The 23,063-nt window shown below is 30.7% G+C and carries 22 protein-coding genes; 14 read left to right on the forward strand and 8 right to left on the reverse strand.

Annotated features, from left to right (window positions below):
• Positions 1-658 (forward strand): uroporphyrinogen-III synthase (locus tag AC3ATN_RS07730; RefSeq protein WP_487532700.1); only part of this gene is annotated, 658 nt, incomplete at its 5' end.
• 38 nt (positions 659-696) lie between these two features.
• A complete protein-coding gene (locus tag AC3ATN_RS07735) occupies positions 697-1,167 on the forward strand; it encodes an Lrp/AsnC family transcriptional regulator (RefSeq protein WP_487532701.1) in 471 nt (156 codons plus the stop codon).
• Positions 1,168-1,212: 45 nt separating this feature from the next.
• Here AC3ATN_RS07735 and leuS read toward each other — a convergent pair whose 3' ends face one another.
• Positions 1,213-4,026: a leucine--tRNA ligase gene (gene leuS, locus AC3ATN_RS07740; protein WP_487532702.1), complete on the reverse strand. Its 2,814-nt coding sequence runs from the start codon at positions 4,024-4,026 to the stop codon at positions 1,213-1,215.
• Positions 4,027-4,139: 113 nt separating this feature from the next.
• On the opposite strand from leuS, the gene AC3ATN_RS07745 reads away from it, so the two are divergent.
• The 11 genes from AC3ATN_RS07745 to rpoN all read left to right on the forward strand — a co-directional run bounded on the left by AC3ATN_RS07745 (position 4,140) and on the right by rpoN (position 15,295).
• Entirely contained in the window at positions 4,140-5,018 is an 879-nt protein-coding gene (locus AC3ATN_RS07745; protein WP_487532703.1) for a cell division protein FtsX, read from the forward strand.
• On the forward strand, positions 5,005-5,259 hold the full coding sequence (locus tag AC3ATN_RS07750; RefSeq protein ID WP_487532704.1) for a DUF3098 domain-containing protein: 255 nt from the start codon (positions 5,005-5,007) through the stop codon (positions 5,257-5,259). Before AC3ATN_RS07745 ends, AC3ATN_RS07750 begins: the two co-directional genes overlap by 14 nt.
• Positions 5,246-6,025: an undecaprenyl-diphosphate phosphatase gene (locus AC3ATN_RS07755; RefSeq protein WP_487532705.1), complete on the forward strand. Its 780-nt coding sequence runs from the start codon at positions 5,246-5,248 to the stop codon at positions 6,023-6,025. The genes AC3ATN_RS07750 and AC3ATN_RS07755 overlap by 14 nt, the downstream gene beginning before the upstream one ends.
• On the forward strand, positions 6,012-6,716 hold the full coding sequence (truB, locus tag AC3ATN_RS07760; RefSeq protein ID WP_487532706.1) for a tRNA pseudouridine(55) synthase TruB: 705 nt from the start codon (positions 6,012-6,014) through the stop codon (positions 6,714-6,716). The genes AC3ATN_RS07755 and truB overlap by 14 nt, the downstream gene beginning before the upstream one ends.
• Before the next feature lie 22 nt (positions 6,717-6,738).
• Positions 6,739-7,737, forward strand: coding sequence for a quinolinate synthase NadA (gene nadA, locus AC3ATN_RS07765; RefSeq protein WP_487532707.1), 999 nt, complete (start codon positions 6,739-6,741; stop codon positions 7,735-7,737).
• 9 nt (positions 7,738-7,746) lie between these two features.
• Positions 7,747-8,610, forward strand: a complete 864-nt coding sequence (nadC, locus tag AC3ATN_RS07770; protein ID WP_487532708.1) for a carboxylating nicotinate-nucleotide diphosphorylase — start codon at positions 7,747-7,749, stop codon at positions 8,608-8,610.
• A 44-nt stretch (positions 8,611-8,654) separates the two neighbouring features.
• On the forward strand, positions 8,655-9,362 hold the full coding sequence (gene pyrH, locus AC3ATN_RS07775) for a UMP kinase (RefSeq protein WP_487532709.1): 708 nt from the start codon (positions 8,655-8,657) through the stop codon (positions 9,360-9,362).
• A 2-nt stretch (positions 9,363-9,364) separates the two neighbouring features.
• Positions 9,365-9,919 carry a ribosome recycling factor gene (gene frr, locus AC3ATN_RS07780; protein WP_487532721.1) on the forward strand — a complete coding sequence of 185 codons (555 nt, stop codon included), beginning with the start codon at positions 9,365-9,367 and terminating at the stop codon, positions 9,917-9,919.
• Between the two features lie 24 nt (positions 9,920-9,943).
• Entirely contained in the window at positions 9,944-12,313 is a 2,370-nt protein-coding gene (locus AC3ATN_RS07785; RefSeq protein WP_487532710.1) for an efflux RND transporter permease subunit, read from the forward strand.
• Positions 12,314-12,387: 74 nt separating this feature from the next.
• Positions 12,388-13,803 carry an asparagine--tRNA ligase gene (gene asnS, locus AC3ATN_RS07790; RefSeq protein ID WP_487532711.1) on the forward strand — a complete coding sequence of 472 codons (1,416 nt, stop codon included), beginning with the start codon at positions 12,388-12,390 and terminating at the stop codon, positions 13,801-13,803.
• Between the two features lie 49 nt (positions 13,804-13,852).
• Entirely contained in the window at positions 13,853-15,295 is a 1,443-nt protein-coding gene (gene rpoN / locus AC3ATN_RS07795; RefSeq protein ID WP_487532712.1) for an RNA polymerase factor sigma-54, read from the forward strand.
• On the opposite strand, the gene AC3ATN_RS07800 is transcribed toward rpoN, so the two are convergent.
• The 5 genes from AC3ATN_RS07800 to AC3ATN_RS07820 are packed head-to-tail and all read right to left on the reverse strand — an operon-like array spanning position 15,296 to position 18,324.
• Positions 15,296-15,916, reverse strand: a complete 621-nt coding sequence (locus AC3ATN_RS07800; RefSeq protein ID WP_487532713.1) for an outer membrane beta-barrel protein — start codon at positions 15,914-15,916, stop codon at positions 15,296-15,298.
• A 56-nt stretch (positions 15,917-15,972) separates the two neighbouring features.
• Complete coding sequence (locus tag AC3ATN_RS07805) at positions 15,973-16,455, reverse strand: ExbD/TolR family protein (RefSeq protein WP_487532714.1); 483 nt, start codon at positions 16,453-16,455, stop codon at positions 15,973-15,975.
• Between the two features lies 1 nt (position 16,456).
• Positions 16,457-17,077: an ExbD/TolR family protein gene (locus AC3ATN_RS07810; RefSeq protein WP_487532715.1), complete on the reverse strand. Its 621-nt coding sequence runs from the start codon at positions 17,075-17,077 to the stop codon at positions 16,457-16,459.
• Positions 17,078-17,083: 6 nt separating this feature from the next.
• Positions 17,084-17,533, reverse strand: coding sequence for a hypothetical protein (locus AC3ATN_RS07815; RefSeq protein WP_487532716.1), 450 nt, complete (start codon positions 17,531-17,533; stop codon positions 17,084-17,086).
• A 20-nt stretch (positions 17,534-17,553) separates the two neighbouring features.
• The gene (locus tag AC3ATN_RS07820) at positions 17,554-18,324 is read right to left on the reverse strand and encodes a MotA/TolQ/ExbB proton channel family protein (protein WP_487532717.1); all 771 of its coding nucleotides are present in this window, start codon (positions 18,322-18,324) and stop codon (positions 17,554-17,556) included.
• A 281-nt stretch (positions 18,325-18,605) separates the two neighbouring features.
• Here AC3ATN_RS07820 and AC3ATN_RS07825 point away from each other — a divergent pair, with 281 nt between their 5' ends.
• Positions 18,606-19,850, forward strand: coding sequence for a DEAD/DEAH box helicase (locus AC3ATN_RS07825; protein ID WP_487532718.1), 1,245 nt, complete (start codon positions 18,606-18,608; stop codon positions 19,848-19,850).
• Here AC3ATN_RS07825 and ggt read toward each other — a convergent pair.
• On the reverse strand, positions 19,847-21,544 hold the full coding sequence (ggt, locus tag AC3ATN_RS07830; RefSeq protein ID WP_487532719.1) for a gamma-glutamyltransferase: 1,698 nt from the start codon (positions 21,542-21,544) through the stop codon (positions 19,847-19,849). The genes AC3ATN_RS07825 and ggt overlap by 4 nt on opposite strands.
• Before the next feature lie 369 nt (positions 21,545-21,913).
• Positions 21,914-23,063: hypothetical protein (locus tag AC3ATN_RS07835; protein WP_487532720.1), on the reverse strand; the 1,150-nt coding region annotated here is incomplete at its 5' end.

Below are 23,063 nucleotides of genomic sequence, written 5' to 3' on the forward strand. Positions count from 1 at the left end.
ATTAAAAATAGATTTCAGACCATTTATACATGTTGAAGGAGTGGATGCAAAAACAGTTAGAACTCAAAAAATAGATTTTGCAGATTTTGATAATATAATCCTTACAAGCAAAAATGCAGTAGATCATTACTTTAGACTTACAGAGGAAATGAGATTTAAAGTTCCTGATAGCACAAAATACTTTTGTCTATCTGAAGCAGTAGCTTTTTATCTTCAAAAATATGTAGTTTACAGAAAACGTAAAATATATATCGGAGATAAAACCATTGAAGACTTATCAAGTGTTTTATTGAAATTTGGTTCTGAAAAATATTTACTCCCAACTTCAGACAGTCTAAAACCGTCAATACCCGAAACTTTAAATAAATTAAATTTAAAATGGAAAAGGGCAGAATTATTCAAAACGGTTGTCAGTGACTTATCTGATTTAAGAAATGTTTACTATGATGTCTTAGTTTTTTTTAGCCCCTCTGGAATAGAATCTTTATTTAAAAATTATCCTGATTTTGAACAAAATGAAACTAAAATTGCTGTTTATGGTCAGACAACTACTGATGCAGCTCTAAAGGCTAATCTAAGAATTGATATTTCAGCTCCCAGCAAAGAATCACCCTCTATGACAATGGCTATTGAAAAATATATTAAATATAATAAATAAAATATTCTATATTTTATTAAGTAAACAAAAAATTATTTATGAAAATAGATACAAGTGTATTAAGTATTGATGGCATAGATAAAATAATTTTAAATGAACTTATTTTAAACTCTAGAATACCTATAAAAAAAATTGCATTAAAAGCCCTTATATCTGGAGCAGCAGTTCACCAAAGAATTAAAAAATTAGAAAAATCAGGCATAATTTCTGGTTCACATATCAAAATAAACTCAAAAGTCCTAGGATATAAAACAATGGCTTTTGTTGGGATCTATTTAGATAAAGCAATGAATAACCTTACCGCTGTAAAAAAATTAAAAATGATACCTGAAATCTTAGAATGTCATTACACAACTGGAAATTGGAGTGTTTTTGTCAAAATATTATGTAAGGATAATCAACACTTAATGCATCTATTAACTAATAGTATCCAAAAAATACCAGGTATTTCTCGAACTGAGACCTTCATTTCTCTAGAACAGCAAATTTTCAGACAAATTGGAGTATAATTAATTTTTTAGTGGTCTAAAAAAATTAAATTATATCATTACTTATCAGTAAACAATATTAACTATTTTTCCAGGCACAATGATTATTTTTTTAGGAGTGTACCCATTAAGTTGATTGATTGTCCTCTCATCTTTTAATATGCTGATTTCAATTTCTTTTTTATTTAAACTTAGCTCCAACTCGATAGTAAATCGCATTTTGCCATTAAAAGAAATTGGATAAGTCTTAGTGGTTTCTTTTAAGTAGGATTCATTATATTCTGGAAAAGCTTCATTAATTAATGAATTTGTGTTTCCAAATAAGGACCACAACTCTTCAGCTATGTGAGGGGCAAAAGGGGATAACAAAATAGTCAAAGGCTCAAGGATTTTTCTTTCATTACATTTTTCTTTTGAAAGTTCATTTACACATATCATAAATGAACTTATGCAGGTGTTAAATGAAAAACTATTGATGTCTTCTGTTATTTTCTTGATTGTTTTGTTAAAAGATTTTAATGATTTCACAGAGGGCTCATTATCGCTAACGCTAAAAATATTTAAAGGATGATAGAGTTTCCAAAGTTTCTTTAAAAAAGAATGAACGCCGACAATACCCGAAGTATTCCATGGCTTAGATTGTTCTAATGGACCCAAAAACATTTCATACATTCTTAGGGTGTCAGCCCCATAAGATTCACATATTTCATCTGGATTTACAACGTTAAATTTTGATTTAGACATTTTTTCGACTTCTCTTCTAACAATAAACTTTCCGTTTTCTAGATTAAAATTCGCGTTTTTAAAAATGGGTTGAGTTTTTTTAATTCTTAAGTAATCTAACTCATCGTTGTTGTCTACAAAAGAAATATCGACTCTAATTGATTCAGAATTTATATTTTTAGAAATATTTTTAGAAAAATAATTATCTGTACCAGATTTTCTATGAATAAAAGCTGAAGAACCTAGAATCATTCCTTGATTTATTATTTTTTTTGCATACTCGTCAACTGGAAGTAAATCAATATCAAATAAAAATTTCTGCCAAAATCTAGAGTATAAAAGATGGCCTGTAGCATGTTCACTTCCACCAAGATATAAATCGACTTCCCGCCAATAACTAACAGCCTCTTTTCCTACAAAATTTTCATCATTATCAGGATCCATATAACGATAAAAATACCAAGAACTCCCTGCCCATCCTGGCATTGTATTTAATTCTAGGGGGAAAATACTGGTGTTATTTATGAGCTTGTTTGATACTACTTTTTTTTCCTCAACATTCCAGGCCCAGTTTTTCGCATTTCCCAAAGGAGAAGATCCGTCCGAAGTAGGAAGATAATTCTCAACTTTAGGTAATTTCAAGGGTAAACTGTCTTCCCCTATTGAAATAGGAATACCATTCTTATAATAAATTGGTATAGGCTCTCCCCAGTACCTTTGCCTGCTAAATACTGCATCCCTTAGCTTATAATTAATCTTTCCCTTCCCACATTTTATTTTTTCTATATGTTTAATAACTTTCACCATTGAAGATTCATAGTCTAATCCATCTAAAAAGTCAGAATTTGTTAATCTAAATTTATTCTTTTCTGTAAATGCTTTTTTTGAAATATCAACATCAAGAAAAATATTTTTAATTGGTAGAGAAAAATGATTTGCAAAATCAAAATCACGTTGATCTCCACAAGGAACAGCCATAACTGCTCCTGTTCCGTAACCAGCTATAACATAGTCACCAATCCATATTGGAATTTTCTCACTATTAAATGGGTGAATAGCGAATGATCCTGAAAAAACTCCAGTAATGGTTTTAACATCTGACATACGATCTCTTTCAGATCTTTTGGAAGAAAACTTTATATATTGTTCTACATATTTGTATTGCTTTTTTGAAGATATTTTCAGTACTAATTTATGTTCAGGTGCAAGAGTCAAAAAAGTAACACCAAATAGTGTGTCTGGTCTGGTTGTAAACACTTCTATTTCATCATCAGTATTTTCTATTCTAAATTTTACAGATGCTCCTTTAGATCTTCCAATCCAATTACGTTGCATTTCCTTTAAAGGTTCGGGCCAATCAACCTTGTCTAATCCCTGAATTAATCTCTCTGAGTATGCACCAATTCTCATACTCCACTGCATCATTTTTTTCTTTTCTATCACAAACCCTCCTCTTTCTGAAACCCCATTAATAATTTCATCATTAGCTAATACAGTTCCCAAACCAGGACACCAATTAACTTCTGTTTCTGATAAATAAGCTAACCTGTAGCCTAATAAAATCTTTTCTTTGTTTTCAGTGTTTAAAAGTCTCCATTCTGAGGCTGACATTTCGAGACTCTTATGACTCGAAGTTGCGTTAACATTTTTTGTACCATTTTTATTTAATTCATTAATCAAAAATGAAATTGGCAGAGCCTTATCTTTATTGAGATCATAATAACTTTCAAATAGCTTTATAAATATCCATTGCGTCCATCTATAATATGTTGATTTAGAGGTCCTGATTTCTCTTGACCAGTCAAAAGAAAAACCCATTTTATCCAATTGATCTCTATATCTATTAATGTTTGTCTCTGTTGTGATTTGGGGGTGCTGACCAGTTTGTATCGCATATTGTTCAGCTGGTAATCCAAAAGAATCATACCCTTGTGGATGCAAAACATTAAATTTTTTATGTCTTTTGTAACGAGCAAATATGTCAGTAGCAATATAGCCAAGTGGGTGCCCTACGTGAAGCCCGGCACCAGATGGGTATGGAAACATATCTAAAATATAAAATTTTGGAAGTTTACTATTGTTACTTGTCTTAAATGTCTGATTGTTTTTCCAAAATTTTCTCCATTTGGATTCAATTTTTTTAAAATCGTAGTTCACGAGTATCCTTTTTACAAAGCAAAAATACATTTAAAGGTTGAAAGGAAAAAGAATTTACGTACCTAAGCAAAGAAATCGTTTGGGTTTATTAATTTTATAACTTTAAAATAATATTGAAAAAGAATTTCGAAGAACAATATCAAAAAAGAAAATTACTGAATACATACATTTCAGTTGTAATAATAAATATTATAGTTGTTTTTCTAACTGGGTTATTGGGACTACTATTATTCAACTCTAATAAAGTTGCTAACCACTTTAAAGAACAAATTGCGGTTACAGTTTATTTCAAGGACAGCTCAAAACCTGTTGAGATTAAACAAATTCAAAAGTATATACAATTTAAAGAGGCAACAAAATCTGTAATATTTACTTCAAAAGAGGAAGCAGCAAAAATTTATGTAGATGAAATAGGTGAAGAATACATGGAGTTTTTAGGCTTCAATCCACTTGAGAGCTCACTGGATATATATTTTAATGCTAATTACGTAAAGCCACTAATTATAAAAAATTTAAGTGAAGATTTATCGAGACGTCAATTTATTTCAGAAGTTAATTATGACAAACCCCTACTAGAATTACTAGATAAAAATATTAAAAGAATTAAGTTTTGGATTTTAATATCCAGTTTAACCTTTATCATTATTGCAATATTATTAATCAATAGTTCGATTCGACTCTCAATTTACTCAAAACGTTTTACAATTAAGACAATGCAACTGGTTGGAGCCACAAAATGGTTCATTCAAAAACCATTCATTATCAAATATTTAAAAATATGTTTAGTGTCATCTATATTTTCAATTTTCTTATTATACTTAATTTTTCAAAAGATTCAAGAAAATTTTCCGGAATTAAATTTACTCCAAGAAAAATTACCTATAATTATTATTTTAATTTTTGTTTTTATTTTTGGATCAATTATTAATTTAACAAGCACTATTTTTGTTACCAAACGCTTTCTAGACTTAAAATCAGATGAAATATACTAATAACTCAAAAAAAGATTTTTTATTAAAAAATATAAATTATAAATGGTTGTTTTTATCAATTTTCACAATATCGCTTGGTTTTATTTTAATGTCTGGGGGAGATAGCAATGATCCCAATATTTTTAATAAAGAGATTTTTAATTTTAGACGTATTAGAATCGCTCCTTCATTAGTTTTACTTGGTTTTGGAATAGCTGTTTATTCAATACTAAAAAACCCCAATAAAAATGGAGGAATTTAAAATCTTTATTTTAGGATTAGTTCAAGGATTAACTGAATTTCTTCCTGTCTCATCCAGTGGCCATATTGAGGTTTTTAAATATTTTTTTAATTTAAAATTTATTAAAAATCAAGGACTACTACTAACACTAGTTTTACACTTTGCAACAGCTCTAAGTACAATATGGGTTTTTAGAAAGGAAATTCTTAGTATTTTTTTAAATAAAGATTTTAAAAGGAATAGATTTTTTTTAACCATTATCATTTCAATGATTCCTGCTGTTTTAGTTGGTCTCTTTCTTGAGGAATTTATAGGTCTGTTATTTAATTCAAATATAATTTTGGTGGGTGTTATGTTAATTTTAACCTCAATTTTATTGTTTAAGACTGATAAGGTAAATCCTAAATCAAAAAATATTAGTTTGAAAAATGCTTTTATAATTGGATTGATCCAAGCTATTGCAATTCTTCCTGGAATTTCAAGAAGTGGAGCTACTATTGCCTCAGCTTCGATGTTAGGAGTAAAAAAGAGTGAGGCTACAAAATTTTCTTTTTTAATGGTGATACCTCTAATTTTTGGCAGCATGTTTAAGAGTATTTTATTTTATCCCAAAGATGAATCATTAAACTTTTCTCCTATTTTGCTAATTGGGTTCATATCTGCTTTTTTAACTGGAATATTGGCTTGCAAACTAATGATCAAAATCGTTGAAAAAAGTCAATTAAAATATTTTGGCTATTACTGTTTAATATTTGGATTGTTTTTAGCGAGCTATGGAGCGATTTAAAAAAACCAATTCACTTAGTGATATTAATGAGGGTCGGTTAATTTTAATAAATAAACCTATTGGATGGACATCTTTTCAAGTGGTTAATAAAATTAGATACATTTTGTGTAGATTTTTTAAAATTAAAAAATTAAAAGTTGGACATGCTGGCACATTAGATCCATTAGCAACTGGACTATTAATTATCGCAATAGGTAAAGCAACTAAACAAATACACAAATTTCAAGAAATGAAAAAAGTGTATACCGGTGTTTTTACCCTTGGATCATCTACTCCTTCTTTTGATTTAGAAACAAAACCGAACAAAAATTTTAACTATAAACATTTGAACGATAACTTAATTATCGATAAAACAAGAGATTTTATTGGTGAAATTGATCAAAAACCTCCAATATATTCGGCTTTAAAAAAAGAAGGAAAACGATTATATGAGTACGCGAGAAAAAAAGAGGTAATTGAAATAGAATCTCGTAAAGTTGAAATAAAAGAATTTACCATAAATACAATTAATTTACCAGATGTAAATTTCAAAATAGAATGTGGAAAAGGCACCTATATTCGTAGCTTAGCAAATGATTTTGGATTAGCGCTTAAGAGTGGAGCTCATCTCTCCAAATTAGAGAGAATTTCAATTGGAAATTATAAAATTGAAAATGCTTCGAAAATAACTGATTTTGAAAAATTATTTTAATAATTTTACTCAAATATTTCAGATGAAATCATTAAACATTGGTTCAATAAAAAAATCGAGTCATTTAAAAAAATATAATCCAAAGATAACCCAAGATAACTCTCGTTTAGTTTCCGAAATATTACAATTAAAAAAGAAAAAAAACGCTGTGCTATTAGCACACTATTACCAATCACCCGAAATTCAAGAGATTGCAGATTACCTAGGAGACAGTCTATATCTTGCTCAGTGTGCCGCTAAAATAACTGCTGATATAATAATATTAGCAGGAGTACACTTTATGGCAGAAACAGCTAAAATAATTAATCCTTCAAAAACAGTTTTACTTCCAGATTTAAAAGCTGGATGTTCCCTAGCTGACTCTTGCCCTCCTAAAGATTTTAAAAAATTCACAGACAAATTTCCAAATTCGGTAATTGTAACATATATTAATTGTTCTGCAGAGATAAAAGCTCTAAGTGATATTGTTTGTACATCAAGTAATGCAATAAAAGTAATTAATAGTATTCCAAAAAATAGAAATATAATTTTTGCTCCAGATAGAAATCTTGGACGATACTTAATTAAAAAAACTGGAAGAGACATGGTTTTATGGGACGGAGCGTGCATGGTTCATGAAGCATTTTCACTTGAAAGAATTATATCACTTGCGAAAGAATATCCTTCAGCTAAATTTATTGCTCATCCTGAAAGTACTTCACCAATTCTTGAAATCGCTAATTTCATTGGCAGCACATCTGCTCTTTTAAAATATGTTGAAATGGATGAAAGTAATTCTTTCATAGTAGCAACCGAATCTGGAATTATTCATCAGATGCAAAAATCATGTCCAGAAAAAATATTTATACCCGCACCTGTTAAAGATGAAACATGTGCATGTAGTGAGTGTGCTTTTATGAAATTAAATACTCTTGAAAAAGTATACAACTGTCTAATAAATGAGTCTCCCCAGATAAATTTAAACAGTGATTTAATAAATAGGTCGAAAATTTCTATTAATAGAATGTTAGCAATTAGTTAATTTTTTTAAATGTCAAATTTTTATAAAGAGAATAAAGATCCATTAAATTTATTTATTAAAAATGCTTTAATTGAGGATATCCAAGGCGGAGATATAACTGGAAATGCTTGTATTCCAAAAGAGGCTGAAATGTCAGCAAAACTTTATGTAAAAACACCATGTGTTATTGCTGGAGTTGAATTAGCAGAAAAAATTTTTAAATTTTATGATCCAAATATTAAATTTACTAAACTTATTAATGATGGAACATGCGTAGATCAAAATTCTACTCCATTCATCGTTGACGGTAATGCAAGATCAATTTTAGCTACGGAAAGACTAGTTCTAAACACTTTACAAAGAATGAGTGGGATAGCAACTATTACAAATAATTTAAATAATAAAATCAAGTCTTACGATTCAATTTTATTAGACACAAGAAAAACTACTCCTAATTTTAGATATCCTGAAAAATGGGCTGTTAAAATTGGAGGAGGAAATAATCATCGAATGGGCCTTTTTGATGCTATAATGATAAAAGACAATCACATTGATTATTCAAGAAATATTGAAGACGTTTTAAACAAAACTGAGGCCTATATAAAAAAGATGAATCCAAAAAAAAAATTAGTATTTATCGAAGTCAGAAATGTTAATGAAATAAATAAGGTTTTAGGTTTTCGATGGGTTGACAGAATACTATTAGATAATATGAATATTTCTGAACTTAAAAGTGCTGTTAAGATTATTAATAGTAGATTTAAGACAGAAGCTTCAGGTAATATAAATGAGTTTAACATCGTTGATGTTGCAAAGACTGGAGTAGATTATATTTCAATTGGTGCATTAACTCACTCATCTCCTCATATTGATTTAAGCTTAAAGGCCCAATAAATATAATACTCAAATACAAAAAAATATTTATCTATATTTATAATATGACACATAAGAGAATTTTACTCAAATTAAGTGGTGAAGCATTGATGGGAGATCACAAAAGCGGAATAGACCCTGTAAGACTTGATAATTATGCAAAACAAATAAAAGAAATTCAAAAAGAAGGGACAGAGATAGCTATTGTAATTGGCGGGGGCAATATTTTCAGAGGAGTTTCTGGAGCAAGTAAAGGTATGGATAGAGTTCAGGCAGACTATATGGGTATGCTAGCAACTGTTATTAATGGCCTTGCTCTCCAATCAGCATTAGAAGATAATGATGTTCCTACTCGGCTTCAAACAGCAATAAAAATTGAAGCGATAGCAGAGCCTTATATTAAAAGAAAAGCAACTCGACACTTGGAAAAAGGTAGAGTTGTTATTTTTGGATGCGGAACAGGTAATCCATTTTTCACGACAGACTCTGCAGCAGTTTTAAGGGCAATAGAAATAAATGCAGATGTAATTTTAAAGGGTACAAGAGTTGATGGGATTTATGATGAAGATCCTGAAAAAAATAAAAATGCTGTTAAATTTGATTCCCTTTCATTTGACGAAGTTCTAAAACGAGGTTTGAAAATAATGGATACAACTGCTTTTACACTTAGTCAAGAAAATAATTTACCTATAATAGTTTTTGATATGAACACAAAGGGCAACTTAAAGAAAATTATTAACGGAGAAGTCGTGGGAACAAAAGTTTACATCTAAAAATTATGGAAGAAATAGATTTTATACTTGAATCAGCTAAAGAGAGTATGGTGGACGCAATCAAACATCTCGAAAAAGAATTACTCAATATTAGAGCAGGAAAAGCAAATCCAATTATGCTTTCAAATATTATGGTTGACTACTACGGCTCTAAAACCCACTTAAGTCAGGTTGCTAATATTAGCACACCTGATTCTCGAACCCTAACTATTCAACCTTGGGAAAAGGGACTAATGGGAGATATTGAAAAAGCTATATTAGTAGCCAATATTGGTTTTACCCCAATGAATAACGGGGATTCAATTATAATAAATATCCCACCAATGACCGAAGAGCGAAGGGTTCAATTAGTTAAAATAGCAAAAAATGAAACGGAAAATGCGAAGGTGAGTATTCGTAATTCCAGAAAAGAAGCAAACGATGCTATAAAAAATTCTGATATTTCAGATGACATGAAGAAAAATTTAGAATCAGAAATTCAAAAACTAACAGATTCATATATTCAAAAAACGGATAACCTATTTACAAACAAAGAGAAAGAAATTTTAACAGTTTAAATTTTTCTGAACTATGTTCAAAATATGAAAAATAAAAAAAGTTTAAATTTTTGGGAGGCTGTTGCTCGCCTGATACTCAGAAATAGAATTTCAATTTTAATAGGGATAATCTTTATTACTTTTTTTTGGATTAATCAGTGGCAACATATACGTTTTACTTTTTCTGAAGCAAATTTGTTACCAGACAAACATATTGATAACGTCAAGTACGATGGATTTGTTAAACAATTTGGGGATGAAGGAAATGTTCTATTATTAGCAACAAAAGACTCTACAATTTTTAGCTCAAAAAAATTTGAAGCTTGGAATAAATTAACTCAAACCTTATCGGAATTAGAGGAAATAGATTTTACAGTTGGAACATCAAATCTTAAAAATTTAATAAAAAACACTAAAGACGAAAAGTTTGAAGTTTATCCAGTTTTAAAAACCTATAAACTTAGTGAAGTTGAAATATCTAAGTTTAAAGAGAAATTATTTTTAGAACTTCCTTTTTATAATAATCTGATTTACAGTAAAACAAATAAAACATTGAGATCCATAATATATATGGATCCTGCTTTAGTTAATACTAAACAACGAAAAGTTTTTATTAATGATGTTTTTCTTCCCCTCATAGAGTCCTTTGAAAAAGATAATGAAATAAATTTAAGGATTTCAGGAATGCCCTATATAAGAACTTTAAACGCTCAAAATATTGTCGATGAAATTAGCATTTTTGTTCTTTCCGCTATGTTTTTAACTTCATTAATTTTCTTTTTATTTTTTAGATCAATTAGAGCAACCTTAATATCACTTTCAGTCGTTTTGATAGGAGTTATGTGGTCATTCGGAGTATTGGGTATTTTGGGCTACGAGATTACGGTTATAACTGCACTAATCCCCCCTTTAATAATTGTAATTGGCATACCAAATTGCATTTTTTTAATAAATAAATATCAACAAGAAGTCGCCAATCATGGTAACCAAATAAAATCTCTTCAAAGAGTCATTGTTAAGATTGGAAATGCTACTCTAATGACCAACCTAACCACAGCTTGTGGTTTTGCAACATTTATTCTTACTGACAGTAAAATACTCAAAGAATTTGGAATTGTAGCATCAATTAACATTTTTGGAATATTTCTTCTTTCATTATTTATAATACCCATAATTTACAGTTTTCTTCCAATTCCAAATTCTAAACATTTAAAACATCTTAAAAACAAAACAATTGACAACTTTATCGGATGGATGGAGAATAATGTGAGGAATAATAGAGTTAGGGTATATGTAATATCATTATCAGGGTTAATCTTTGGAATCATTGGAATTTATCAAATTGAAATTTCAGGAAGCTTAATCGAGGATATGCCAAAAAAATCAGATTTCTTTAAGGATCTTAAATTTTTTGATGACGAGTTTTCAGGTGTTGTTCCTATTGAGATTATAATTGATACAAAAAGAAAAAACGGAATATATAGTCTTGCGAATCTTAGGCGGATAGAAAAATTTCAAAATCATATTGAAGAATACTCTGAGCTATCTCCTCCAATTTCAGTTATAAATGGGCTTAAATTTGCTAAACAAGCATATTATAACGGAAACCCTAATTACTATAAACTACCCACAACTCAGGAAAATAGGTTCATATCTAAATATATTAAAAATTCAGGAAGTGATACAAATTTAATATCTAACTATATAGATAGTACTGGACAATTTGGAAGGATTACGACATTTATGAAAGATATTAAAACAGATCGGATTGAAGTAATTGAAAGAGATTTGAAAGTAAGTTTAATGAAAATATTTCCAGCCGAAAGATTCAATATATTAATGACGGGTAAATCTTTGCTTTTTTTAAAAGGAACAAAGTATCTAGTTAAGAATCTATTCTTGTCTCTTTCACTTGCGATTTTCTTGATAGCATTATTCATGGCTTACATGTTTAGGTCATCTAAAATGATTATTATTTCTTTGATACCAAACCTACTCCCCTTAATTATTACCGCAGGAGTAATGGGGTTTTCAGGCATACCTCTTAAACCTTCAACGATCCTTGTTTTTAGTATTGCTTTTGGAATTTCAGTTGATGACACTATTCATTTTCTTGCTAAATACAGACAAGAATTAAGTGCAAATAAATGGAAAATCAAACCAGCAATATATTCTAGTCTTAGAGAAACTGGGATTAGTATGTTTTATACCTCGATAGTACTATTTTTTGGGTTTGCGGTTTTTATGACTTCTAATTTCGGAGGCACCGTAGCCCTGGGAGGATTGGTTTCTGTTACATTACTTTTTGCAATGTTAGCAAACTTAATTCTTCTTCCTTCCCTTTTAATATCAATGGAAAATAGAATTAGTAATAAGAAGATTATCAAAGAACCTAAAATTAAAATTTTAGAATAAAATCCATAACAACAGACTTTGATATATCCCTAACCAAAGTAGTATATTTGTGAAAGTTATAATTATAAAAAATAATGAAAAGAATAGATGACTTTCTCAATGAGAATAAAACAAAATCAAATATTGAAATTTGTGGTTGGGTTAAAACATTTAGAGGAAATAGATTTATCGCAATTAATGATGGCTCGTGTATCACTAATCTTCAATGTGTTATTGATTTTAAAAATACAGACAGTTCTTTATTAAAAAAAATAAACACAGGGGCAGCTATAAGAGTTGTTGGAGATCTAGTTGAAAGTCAAGGAACTGGACAAAACCTTGAAATAATTGCAAGTGAAATATCAATAATAGGAGAATCAGATTCAGAGTCGTACCCAATTCAACCCAAAAAACACAGTTTAGAATTTCTTCGTGAAAAAGCACATCTACGAATCCGCACAACAACTTTTAATGCTATAATGAGAATTCGATCTACTCTTTCGTTTGCTGTGCATGAGTTTTTTCAAGAAAAGAAGTTTTACTACATAAATACACCAATTATAACTGGAAGCGATGCAGAGGGTGCAGGTGAGATGTTTAAGATTACAACAATTCCATCTGATAATTCCAAAAATAATATTGATTATAAAAAAGATTTCTTTGGTAAAGAAACTCATTTGACTGTTTCTGGTCAACTTGAGGCAGAGAGTTACGCGATGGGACTTGGGAATGTTTATACATTCGGACCAACATTTAGAGCAGAAAATTCAAACACCACAAGACATTTGGCAGAATTTTGGATGATAGAACCTGAGATGGCTTTTTATGATTTGAAAGACAATATGAATTTAGCAGAGGAATTTATTAAATCTATTTTAAATAAGGTTTTGTCAAAATGCGAAAAAGACATAGAATTTTTAGATAATCGTTATAGTGATGAACAAAAAAATAAACCCGGGAATGAAAGAAGTGAAATGGGCTTAATAGAAAAAATAAATTTTGTAATTAATAATAGTTTCAAAAGAATAACATATACCGAATCTATAGACATTTTAAAAAACTGCAAACCCAATAAGAAAAATAAATTTAAATATAAAGTTAGTGACTGGGGAATTGATTTACAAAGTGAACATGAAAGATTTTTAGTTGAAAAACATTTCAAATGCCCGGTAATAATATATGATTACCCTGCAAAAATTAAAGCATTTTATATGAGAATGAATGACGATGAAAAAACTGTAAGAGCAATGGACGTTTTATTCCCGGGAATTGGAGAAATTGTGGGTGGATCTCAACGAGAAGAAAGATTGGATGTTTTGGAAAAAAGAATGGAGGCTATGAAGGTAGATAAGGATGAATTGTGGTGGTATTTGGATCTGAGAAGGTATGGTAGTGTTCCTCACAGTGGATTTGGTTTAGGTTTTGAAAGGTTAGTTCAATTTACTACTGGTATGGGAAATATCAGAGATGTGATACCTTTTCCTAGAACTCCTCAAAACGCATCCTTTTAAATTTTTCTTATATCCTTATTTTTATAACTTTAACTTAATTTAAGGTTAAATGCTCAAGCAACAACTTAACATAAAGCTATCTCAGAAACTATCTCCTCAACAGATTCAGTTAATGAAGATGATCCAACTTTCAACACTTGAGCTAGAACAAAAAATTCAAAATGAAATTGGAGAAAACCCGGCACTCGAAACTGGAAAAGAATCTAATCTTGATGAGTTTGATGAATTTAATAATGAGTCTACTATAAACGACGATGAAGATATAAATATTGATGAATACATAAATGATGATGAAATACCCTCTTACAGAACAGAGGTTAATAATTTCAATTCAGATGAGGATGACGGAAAAATAATTCCAGTTTCAGGCGGCATCTCTTTTCATCAAAACTTAAAAAGTCAGGCACAAAATCTAATTTTAGATAAAAATGAGATCCCTATTTTAGATTTTATAATCGGTAGTATTGACGAGAGTGGATATATAAGAAGAGATTTAGATGATTTAGTTGACGATTTAGCTTTTTCACAAAACTTGTTTGTATCAGTAAGTCAAGTGAATAGTATATTAAAAAAAGTTCAAACACTAGATCCACCTGGAGTAGGAGCCAGAGATTTAAAAGAGTGTTTGATTCTTCAAATAAAAAGAAAGACGAAAAAAACTAAAATTTTAGATTTAGCAGAAAAAATCATGATTGAATCTTTTGATGAGTTTTCGAGAAAACATTATCAAAAGCTAATTTCAAAATATAATATAACAGAAGAAGTTTTAAAACAGGTAATCGAATTAGTTTCTAAGTTGAATCCAAAACCAGGAGGGACTTTATCAAACGAGACTAGTAATACTCATATAATACCTGACTTTATTCTAACAATTGACGACGGAAAAGTGAATGTTGAATTAAACAGAAGAAATGCTCCGGAGCTTCACGTCTCAATAAATTATAAGGAAATGCTAAAAGGATACAAAGAGTCCTCATCAAAAAATAAGGCTAATAGTGATGCTGTTCATTTTATAAAACAAAAATTAGATACTGCAAAATGGTTTATTGAAGCTATTAATCAGAGATATAAAACTCTATATATTACAATAAATGCTATAATCGAACATCAAAATGAATATTTTTTAACTGGTGATGAGAAATGTTTGAAGCCTATGATTTTAAAAAATATTGCTAATAAAATTAATATGGATATCTCAACTGTTTCAAGGGTTGCAAATAGTAAATATATAGACACTCCTTATGGAATTAAATTAGTTAAAAGTTTCTTTTCAGAGGGTATGAAAAATGACGAGGGAGATGATATTTCAAGTATAGAAGTGAAAAATATTTTAGAAGAGCTAATTTCCAAAGAAGACAAGAAAACCCCTCTAGCTGATATCGCTATTTCTAAAAATTTAAAAAACAAAGGCTACATAGTTGCTAGAAGGACTGTTGCAAAATATAGAGAGCAACTTGGATTACCAGTGGCAAGATTAAGAAAAGAAATTTAATTAAAATATATAAAAAATTAATCCAACTGTAAGTAGCTTAAATTGAGAGTCCTTATTACCTTCAAGATTTATTAGTCTTCCACCTAAATCATATCCAAGAGAAAAATTCCATGTGTTATAGCCTATGTTTATTGTTGAAAATGTTGTTATCTTTTTTAATGCGTCTAGATCCTTTGAAAGAAAATTATACTGAAGTTGGCTACCTAAATATAATCTCCAAAATTTAAATGAAGTTGAAGTTGATGACCTTATCCTTATTTCAAATGGTAAATTCAAGGATATATATTTTGCAGTATTAAATTTATTAGCTGTTAATAAACCCGTTTTGAAGTCAATATTAGACTGAAACTGAGTATAGGATGGACCCACACCAAATGCAAACGAAAAATTCCCTTTTTTGTTTAGTGGAATGTCTCTAAGAATACCAAAATGAACTTGACTAGAAAAATCATTTTGTTGAACCAGTTGATTTTCTCCTTTAATCACTACATAATTAGCCCCCATGTAGAATTGATCCTCTCGATATTTTAAATCGATCAATGAATCTGGAACAGAATAATTTATCTGTCCATAAGAAAAGTATATGCTACATATACTTAGAAAAAGATATTTAAAACTCATAATTGAGACTCAGTAAAATACTTTATGGGTGGCTTAGTGATGAAACAGATCTGTGTTTAATCTACATTTTGAGTATACTCACCTATTCGGGTTGTGTAGTTTAGTTTAAGCGCATTAACCTTTCTCAATTCTTGTTTGATATCACTAACTAAACCCATTTTAGTTTCACCATCTACTTTCAACGCCGTTGTTAGTACATTTTGTAATTCTTGTCTTTTAGAAGCGCGTTCGGCTAAAACAAAAGCTCCAACATCTTCAACTACAGCAAATTTATCATTTAACTGTATACGGGCTCCAGATCCATATTTATCCTCGTATCTTGAAGATGGCTTTCCAGCATAAATATACATTACTCTATCTTTTTTATCTAGTTTTTGGACTTGATCAGCAGCTGGAAGAGAATTATTAACCATTAAAGTGCTATCTCTCATTACGGTAGCCACCATAAAAAAGAATAGCAACATAAATACAATATCCGGTAATGATGCAGTTGAAATTGCTGGTAATTCACCCCCTTTTTTCTTTTTAAACTTAGACATATTAATTTTTATTTGGTTCGGCCTCGGATAATTTTTGAGGATACATTAGCTTAACAGTACTTAATTGAGGTTTAAGTCTTTCTTTCTCTCCAGAAGACGTTCTGGGATCTGAATATCGACTGTTTGCTTGAACAAAATTCATCCCACTCATCGGGTTTAACCTTAAATATTCTCTATTTCTCAACTCATTGTAAGCTGCAACAAGTTCATTTTGGACAGCAATATATACCTTATATGAGGTTTCACGGTCATTTTTTAATGAAATAATAGCTTTCTCGGGATTGTCAGAGGATGAAGGATCTTTTTTACCTAAGCAATAATCACAGGCATCTTCACCTGTTCCTCCACCATTATCAAGAAAATCCATTGCTAATGATCTAACATTAGAAATATCTGTTAACTCTTCCTCAACCAATAGCTGATTATTCTTGTTTACAACAACCGTAAAGATATTCTTTTGTTTGATTATCGGAGGATCAATTACTTCCTCCATTGGAGGGAGTTTTCTGTTTAGCCCACTATCTGTTTCAATTGTAGTTGTCACAAGAAAGAAAATTAAAAGTAAGAAAGCGATATCGGCCATTGAGCCTGCGTTAACCTCAGGTGCTGATCTTTTTGCCATAATAATTTACTTTTTAATTATTTTTTTTATTGCTGAAAACATCATAGATCCAAAGGCAATAATTGTAAGCATGTAAAACGAAACGATTCCAGTTCCAACAAGTCTTGAACCATTAGCAGATAAAACCTCACCGTCCTTCATTGGAGTTTCAACTCCTTCGGAAATGCCGTAAGCGATGGCAATAACAAGTAAAAATAAACCAGATGCTATTAATGCTTTTTTTAATTTTTTTGGATCAGAAGCTAAAGTAATTACTGAAAATACAACAGTTACAATTATAGCGATTGATAATATAGCTAGAGCAAGAGTTATTAGGGGGCTTACAGATGAATAATCACCCATACTAGCATCCATTTTGACTTGGTCATCTCCAAGACTCATTATTCTTAGGAGGAAAATAACTCCTAAAACACCTAATAAGCCACTTACTATTTTAATGATATTTTGAAAATTCATTTTTCGAAATGTTAGTTAGTTTATTTTTTGTTAGCTACTAGAATGTCAATTAAAGTAATTGAAGCATCTTCCATATCATTCACTATACTATCAATTTTAGCGATAATATAATTATAAAAAACCTGAAGAATAATTGCTACTACTAAACCAAACACTGTTGTTAAAAGGGCTACTTTAATACCTCCAGCAACAAGTGATGGTTGCATATCTCCTGCAGCTTCAATTTTATCGAAAGCTTGAATCATTCCTATTACAGTTCCCATAAATCCAAGCATGGGAGCTAATGCTATAAATAAAGATATCCATGAAACATTTTTTTCTAGTTGACCCATTTGAACTCCTCCATAGGCAACAACAGCTTTTTCTGCACTTTCAACACCCTCATCAATACGATCTAATCCTTGGTAAAAAATTGATGCTACAGGTCCTTTTGTATTTCTACACAATTCTTTTGCGCCATCAACTCCTCCTGATGATAAAGCTTCCTCTACTCCAGCTGTTAGTTTTTTCGTATTAGTAGTTGCTAAGTTTAAATATATGATACGTTCTATTGCTATTGCTAATCCAAGGATTAGACAAATTAAAACAATTCCCATAAAACCCGGTCCTCCTTCGATAAAACGATTTTTCAACTCTTGTGTAAAAGATGGAGCCGCAACGGCTTCTGCTTCATCAATATCTTGAAAGGCAGTTACGCTATTTATATCATCTAAAGAGATTGTATTAGCTGTTAAATTGTTACTTAACATAAGAATACTCGCGGCAAAGAATGCAATGAATGATTTTTTCATTTTTAATATAATTTTGTTCTTGTTTAGTTATGAGCGTTAAAGATAAAAAAAAATAGATATGTTTTTAAATAATTTTTTCAACCCTATATTTTAAATAAACATAAATAAGTATTATTTGACATAATTAAACATATAGGGATATAAAGATATATCTTTGAACAAAATCAATTGTTTGACTTTTTGCATCTATTTTTATTAAAATCATCTTGTTTTTATTTTGTTAAATATCAATTGAGCATTATTTCAAACTATAAACCAGAGCACAAAAAAGGCTCTTCAATATGAAATTTAACGATCTTGGCCTAGAGCCATCGCTTTTAAAAGCGATACAAAAAAAAGGGTATACTAACCCATCTGTAATTCAAGAAAAATCCATTCCACTTATATTAAAAGGTAATGATGTTTTGGCATCTGCTCAGACTGGGACTGGAAAAACAGCTGGTTTTACTTTGCCTTTACTTCAGTTACTTTTAAAACAAAATAATAGAAAAAACAGAAAAATACTTGCACTAATACTTACCCCAACTCGAGAATTAGCCGCACAAATATTTGAAAATGTTAAAGAATATAGTACTTACATTGATATTCGTTCTACCGTAATTTTTGGAGGTGTTAATCAAAAGCCTCAAGTATCTATTCTACGAAAGGGAGTAGAAGTCTTGATTGCAACTCCTGGTCGGTTATTAGACTTACATAATCAAAAGTATCTTTCATTATCAGATGTTCAAATCTTGGTACTTGATGAGGCAGATAGAATGCTAGATATGGGATTCCAACGCGATATCAACAAAATAATGAGTTTACTTCCTAGACAAAGACAAAATTTACTATTTTCAGCAACTTTTTCAAAAGAAATTAAAGCTCTCGCAAAAGGAATTTTAAATCAACCTGTAATGGTTGAAGCAACTCCAGGAAATACTACTGTTGACGCCATACTTCAAAAAGTTTATAAAGTTGATAAGGCCCGAAAAACAAATCTAATAATCGATTTAATAAAAGAAGGTAACTGGTCACAAGTCTTGGTTTTTACAAGAACAAAGCATGGTGCAAATAAATTAACAAAAAAGTTGACACAGGCTAATATATCTGCAGCTGCAATTCATGGAAATAAGAGTCAAGGGGCAAGAACTAAAGCTCTAGCAGGGTTTAAAGAGTGCTCAGTAAAAGTTCTAGTTGCAACAGATATTGCAGCAAGAGGGCTTGATATTCCTTTACTTCCTCATGTTGTTAATTTCGAACTACCTAATGTCCCTGAAGACTATGTGCATCGAATTGGAAGAACTGGTAGGGCTGGAGCTAAAGGAGAAGCTATTTCTTTGGTCTGTGTAGATGAAAAAACTTATTTGAAAGATATCGAAAGATTAGTTGGAATGTCAATTCCTTCAGATATAAAATTAGGTTATGAACCTGATCCAAGCATTAAACCCGATCCCATTAAACAAAAAGGGGGTAATCGTAATAAATCAAGCCACAGTCGTTCAAAAAAATCAAGTAGATCTGGAGGTTCTAGAAATTATAATCGCTAATATCCAGAAGCTTGACCGTCTTTTCTAGATTCTGAAGCACCGGTATAAACCTTGTTTTTAGTATCAATTCCAATTGCTTGATATCCTCCATATATACCTACTGAAAATGAAATATTATGTCCTTTTTTTCTTAGTTCACGAATAGACTTATAATCAAAGCCGTTTTCCAGATTTAAAGTACCCCCATTAGTCATTTTTGATCCTGTAGGTTGAGAACTTCCTCGATGTCGCATCCTAGGTGCGTCGCCAGCTTCTTGAAGGTTCATCCCAAAATCAATCAAATTAACAACTATTTGAGCATGTCCTTGAGGTTGCACAGCACCTCCCATAAGACCAAAACTTATAAATGGTTTACCGTCTTTGGTAATAAATGCCGGGATAATTGTATGAAAAGGACGCTTACCTGGTTCAAACGCATTTGCGTGATTACGGTCTTGTACATTAAACATTTGACCACGATTTTGTAGAACAAAACCTAAACCATCAGGAACCATTCCTGATGCGAACTCAGAATATATACTTTGAATAAGTGAAACCATATTTCCATCTTTATCAGCGACAGTTAAATAGGTAGTGTTTCCTTTTTCAATTTCTAAATCTCCAGCTTTATAAATTTTTGCGGCTTTATCGCTATCAATTAGAGCTCGCCTTTTATCAGCATATTCTTTAGAAAGAAGTTCTTTTAAAGGAATTTTACTAAAACTTGGATCCGCATAAAACTTGGCACGGTCTTCATAAGCCAGCTTTTTAGATTCCGTTAGAACATGCAAATAATCTGCACTTCCAAACCCCATAGATGCTATATCATATCCTTCTAATATATTTAACATTTGTAAAGCGGCAGTACCTTGTCCATTTGGAGGCAATTCCCAAATATCAAATCCACGATAGTTAGAAGATACAGGCTGAATCCAATTAGATTTATGACTTGCAAGATCTTCGTAAGAAAGGAAACCATTATGTTTAGTCATAAACGCATCTATAGTTCGGGCAATCTCTCCTTTATAAAAAGCATCTCTTCCATTTTTAGCAATTTTATCATAAGTATTGGCTAAATCAATATTTTTAAATATTTCACCTTTTTTTGGAGGTTTTCCATTTATTAAGTATGTTTCTGCAAAACCAGGAATTTCAACCAGGTTTTTATAATTAGATTCCATTTCGTAAGCTATTACCTCGGAAACAGGAAAACCTTTTCTACTGTAATCTATAGCAGGTTTTAAAATCTCGTCCATTGGTAAGACACCAAACTTATTGTGCATTTCAAACCAGCCGTCAACACAACCGGGAACAGAAACTGGTAAGGGTCCATAAAACGGAACATATTTCATCTGTTTATCAATAAAGTAATCAATATTTAAAGATTTTGGAGACCTACCGCTCCCATTAAAACCATACAGTTTTTTTTCCTTATTACTCCAAACTATGGCAAAAATATCTCCTCCTATACCACAGCTTGCAGGCTCCACTAATCCAAGAACTGCATTTGCTGCAATGGCTGCATCCATTGCACTACCTCCTTTCTTAAGAATATCTAAAGCTACCTGGGTAGCTAAAGGCTGGCTAGTTGCGGCCATTCCATTTTGAGCAAGAACTTCTGATCGAGTTGTAAAAATTTCTCCTGTAAGTCGATCTTGACTCCAAGAATGTGAAGTGAGGCTAAAAAGTAAAATGAATATTAATAATGTTCTCATTATAATTGATTTTAAATTTATTAATTAAATTACTGAATTTTTTAATGCCAAAAAATACCTAATAACAAAAAACCCCATATTTTAATAAGGGTTAACAAGGTTCTTAGCACACACTTCTAAATTGACTTATAACAAAGTTGTGAGTATATCTTTAGTCTACAACTAAATTATCCACAATGTTGGTCTAAGACTTAACGAAAAAAAAAATAAAAGAACACTAAAAAAAGTACTATAAAATACCCCCCTCATATAAACCTTTAATTAGCACCCCACTAATTGCTAATATTTTATATCCTAAAATTCTTAGATTGGGAAATATCGTGAACCTTAGTTTAAAGTTATATTCATTTAAACCTTTCAAAGTATGCTTTATTCTAATCCTAGGATAGATAATTGTTCTTCTCTAGGTTTCAACATAAAATCGTCAAATTCAGTATAAAAACTATCTAAAGACATTCCAAAATATTCCTCAAATGCATAAATATATCCCTCGCCAATATGTTCCCTTTCTAATTCTGCTATGTTCCTGTAATACTCAATCATTGAATTATTTAAATCAGTAAAGCCCTTACTAATTAAGTATATATGTGCTAGTCCACCTCCTGAATATGCATATGCGAATTCTCTTGATGTGCCCGTTGGATTTTCAGAAGATTCTACTTTCTGAATCGAATATCTAGTCTCGTAATCCCTCAAAGAAACTATATCCCCTCTCGATGCAGCGTCAGAAATAACACTTCTGGCTTCATCCAAATAATTTATCCAATTTTCATTATAGTTTACCCATCCTTTTAAAGATGAGTACCAAACGCCTGCAAACTCAGCTCCCCCCTCTTCAAGCCATACGGGTCCAACTAAATTTACTCCCTCGTTGTCATCAACATTTCTAAATTGTGTCATGTTGATACCAAAATTCTCAGTTTCTTCGAAATAAAACTTATGAGAATTTTGGTGGATGTGAAAAAATTCATGGTAAGCAACCCTATAACCTGCACCATTTTGTTCTTCATCACTCCAGAAAATTTCAGAAAGTCTAAATTCTCCACCATTATGTAATACATATTGTGTAACCGTTGCAGCAGCCATTTGTTGAAGATCAAAACAGCTTGAATCGTCTGTAAAGGGTGAGTAGTCTGAGCAAATAGTTTCTACATCTGAATTTTGAGTATGGAATATCCAAGCATTTACTGGGACAATTTGACCCAGTTTTTCTTTCGCGTCAGACAAAACAGCATTGACCAAATCTACTCCAAAAGTAGTAACCCCGTTATAGGCATTAACACAGGAATTTTGGTCTGTCCCATCCGATTGCCATCCGTATGTGTAATAAGAATAATCACCATTGACATAATCTGCATCAGGCTTACTTGAGTAAGAAACTTCTTTACAATTTGTACCTAAATAAGTTGAACTCACTAATGGTTGTGCTTCAAAAACAGCATTGTAACTTTTAGATTGAGTAACATCTATATCAATCGGATTTTCCACCCCAACATAATCTCCAGTCCAACCAGTAAAT

The sequence above is a fragment of the Candidatus Marivariicella sp. genome (genome assembly GCF_983056325.1).

Bases quoted from the DNA above. Each gene is read 5' to 3' on its own strand.
- truB (WP_487532706.1), top strand. From the start codon at position 6,012: ATGGAGCGATTTAAAAAAACCAATTCACTTAGTGATATTAATGAGGGT.
- nadC (WP_487532708.1), top strand. From the start codon at position 7,747: ATGTCAAATTTTTATAAAGAGAATAAAGATCCATTAAATTTATTTATT.
- AC3ATN_RS07755 (WP_487532705.1), top strand. From the start codon at position 5,246: ATGGAGGAATTTAAAATCTTTATTTTAGGATTAGTTCAAGGATTAACT.
- AC3ATN_RS07785 (WP_487532710.1), top strand. From the start codon at position 9,944: ATGAAAAATAAAAAAAGTTTAAATTTTTGGGAGGCTGTTGCTCGCCTG.
- ggt (WP_487532719.1), bottom strand. From the start codon at position 21,544: ATGAGAACATTATTAATATTCATTTTACTTTTTAGCCTCACTTCACAT.
- AC3ATN_RS07810 (WP_487532715.1), bottom strand. From the start codon at position 17,077: ATGGCAAAAAGATCAGCACCTGAGGTTAACGCAGGCTCAATGGCCGAT.
- asnS (WP_487532711.1), top strand. From the start codon at position 12,388: ATGAAAAGAATAGATGACTTTCTCAATGAGAATAAAACAAAATCAAAT.
- AC3ATN_RS07735 (WP_487532701.1), top strand. From the start codon at position 697: ATGAAAATAGATACAAGTGTATTAAGTATTGATGGCATAGATAAAATA.
- nadA (WP_487532707.1), top strand. From the start codon at position 6,739: ATGAAATCATTAAACATTGGTTCAATAAAAAAATCGAGTCATTTAAAA.
- AC3ATN_RS07750 (WP_487532704.1), top strand. From the start codon at position 5,005: ATGAAATATACTAATAACTCAAAAAAAGATTTTTTATTAAAAAATATA.
- AC3ATN_RS07825 (WP_487532718.1), top strand. From the start codon at position 18,606: ATGAAATTTAACGATCTTGGCCTAGAGCCATCGCTTTTAAAAGCGATA.
- pyrH (WP_487532709.1), top strand. From the start codon at position 8,655: ATGACACATAAGAGAATTTTACTCAAATTAAGTGGTGAAGCATTGATG.
- AC3ATN_RS07800 (WP_487532713.1), bottom strand. From the start codon at position 15,916: ATGAGTTTTAAATATCTTTTTCTAAGTATATGTAGCATATACTTTTCT.
- rpoN (WP_487532712.1), top strand. From the start codon at position 13,853: ATGCTCAAGCAACAACTTAACATAAAGCTATCTCAGAAACTATCTCCT.
- AC3ATN_RS07815 (WP_487532716.1), bottom strand. From the start codon at position 17,533: ATGAATTTTCAAAATATCATTAAAATAGTAAGTGGCTTATTAGGTGTT.
- AC3ATN_RS07820 (WP_487532717.1), bottom strand. From the start codon at position 18,324: ATGAAAAAATCATTCATTGCATTCTTTGCCGCGAGTATTCTTATGTTA.
- AC3ATN_RS07805 (WP_487532714.1), bottom strand. From the start codon at position 16,455: ATGTCTAAGTTTAAAAAGAAAAAAGGGGGTGAATTACCAGCAATTTCA.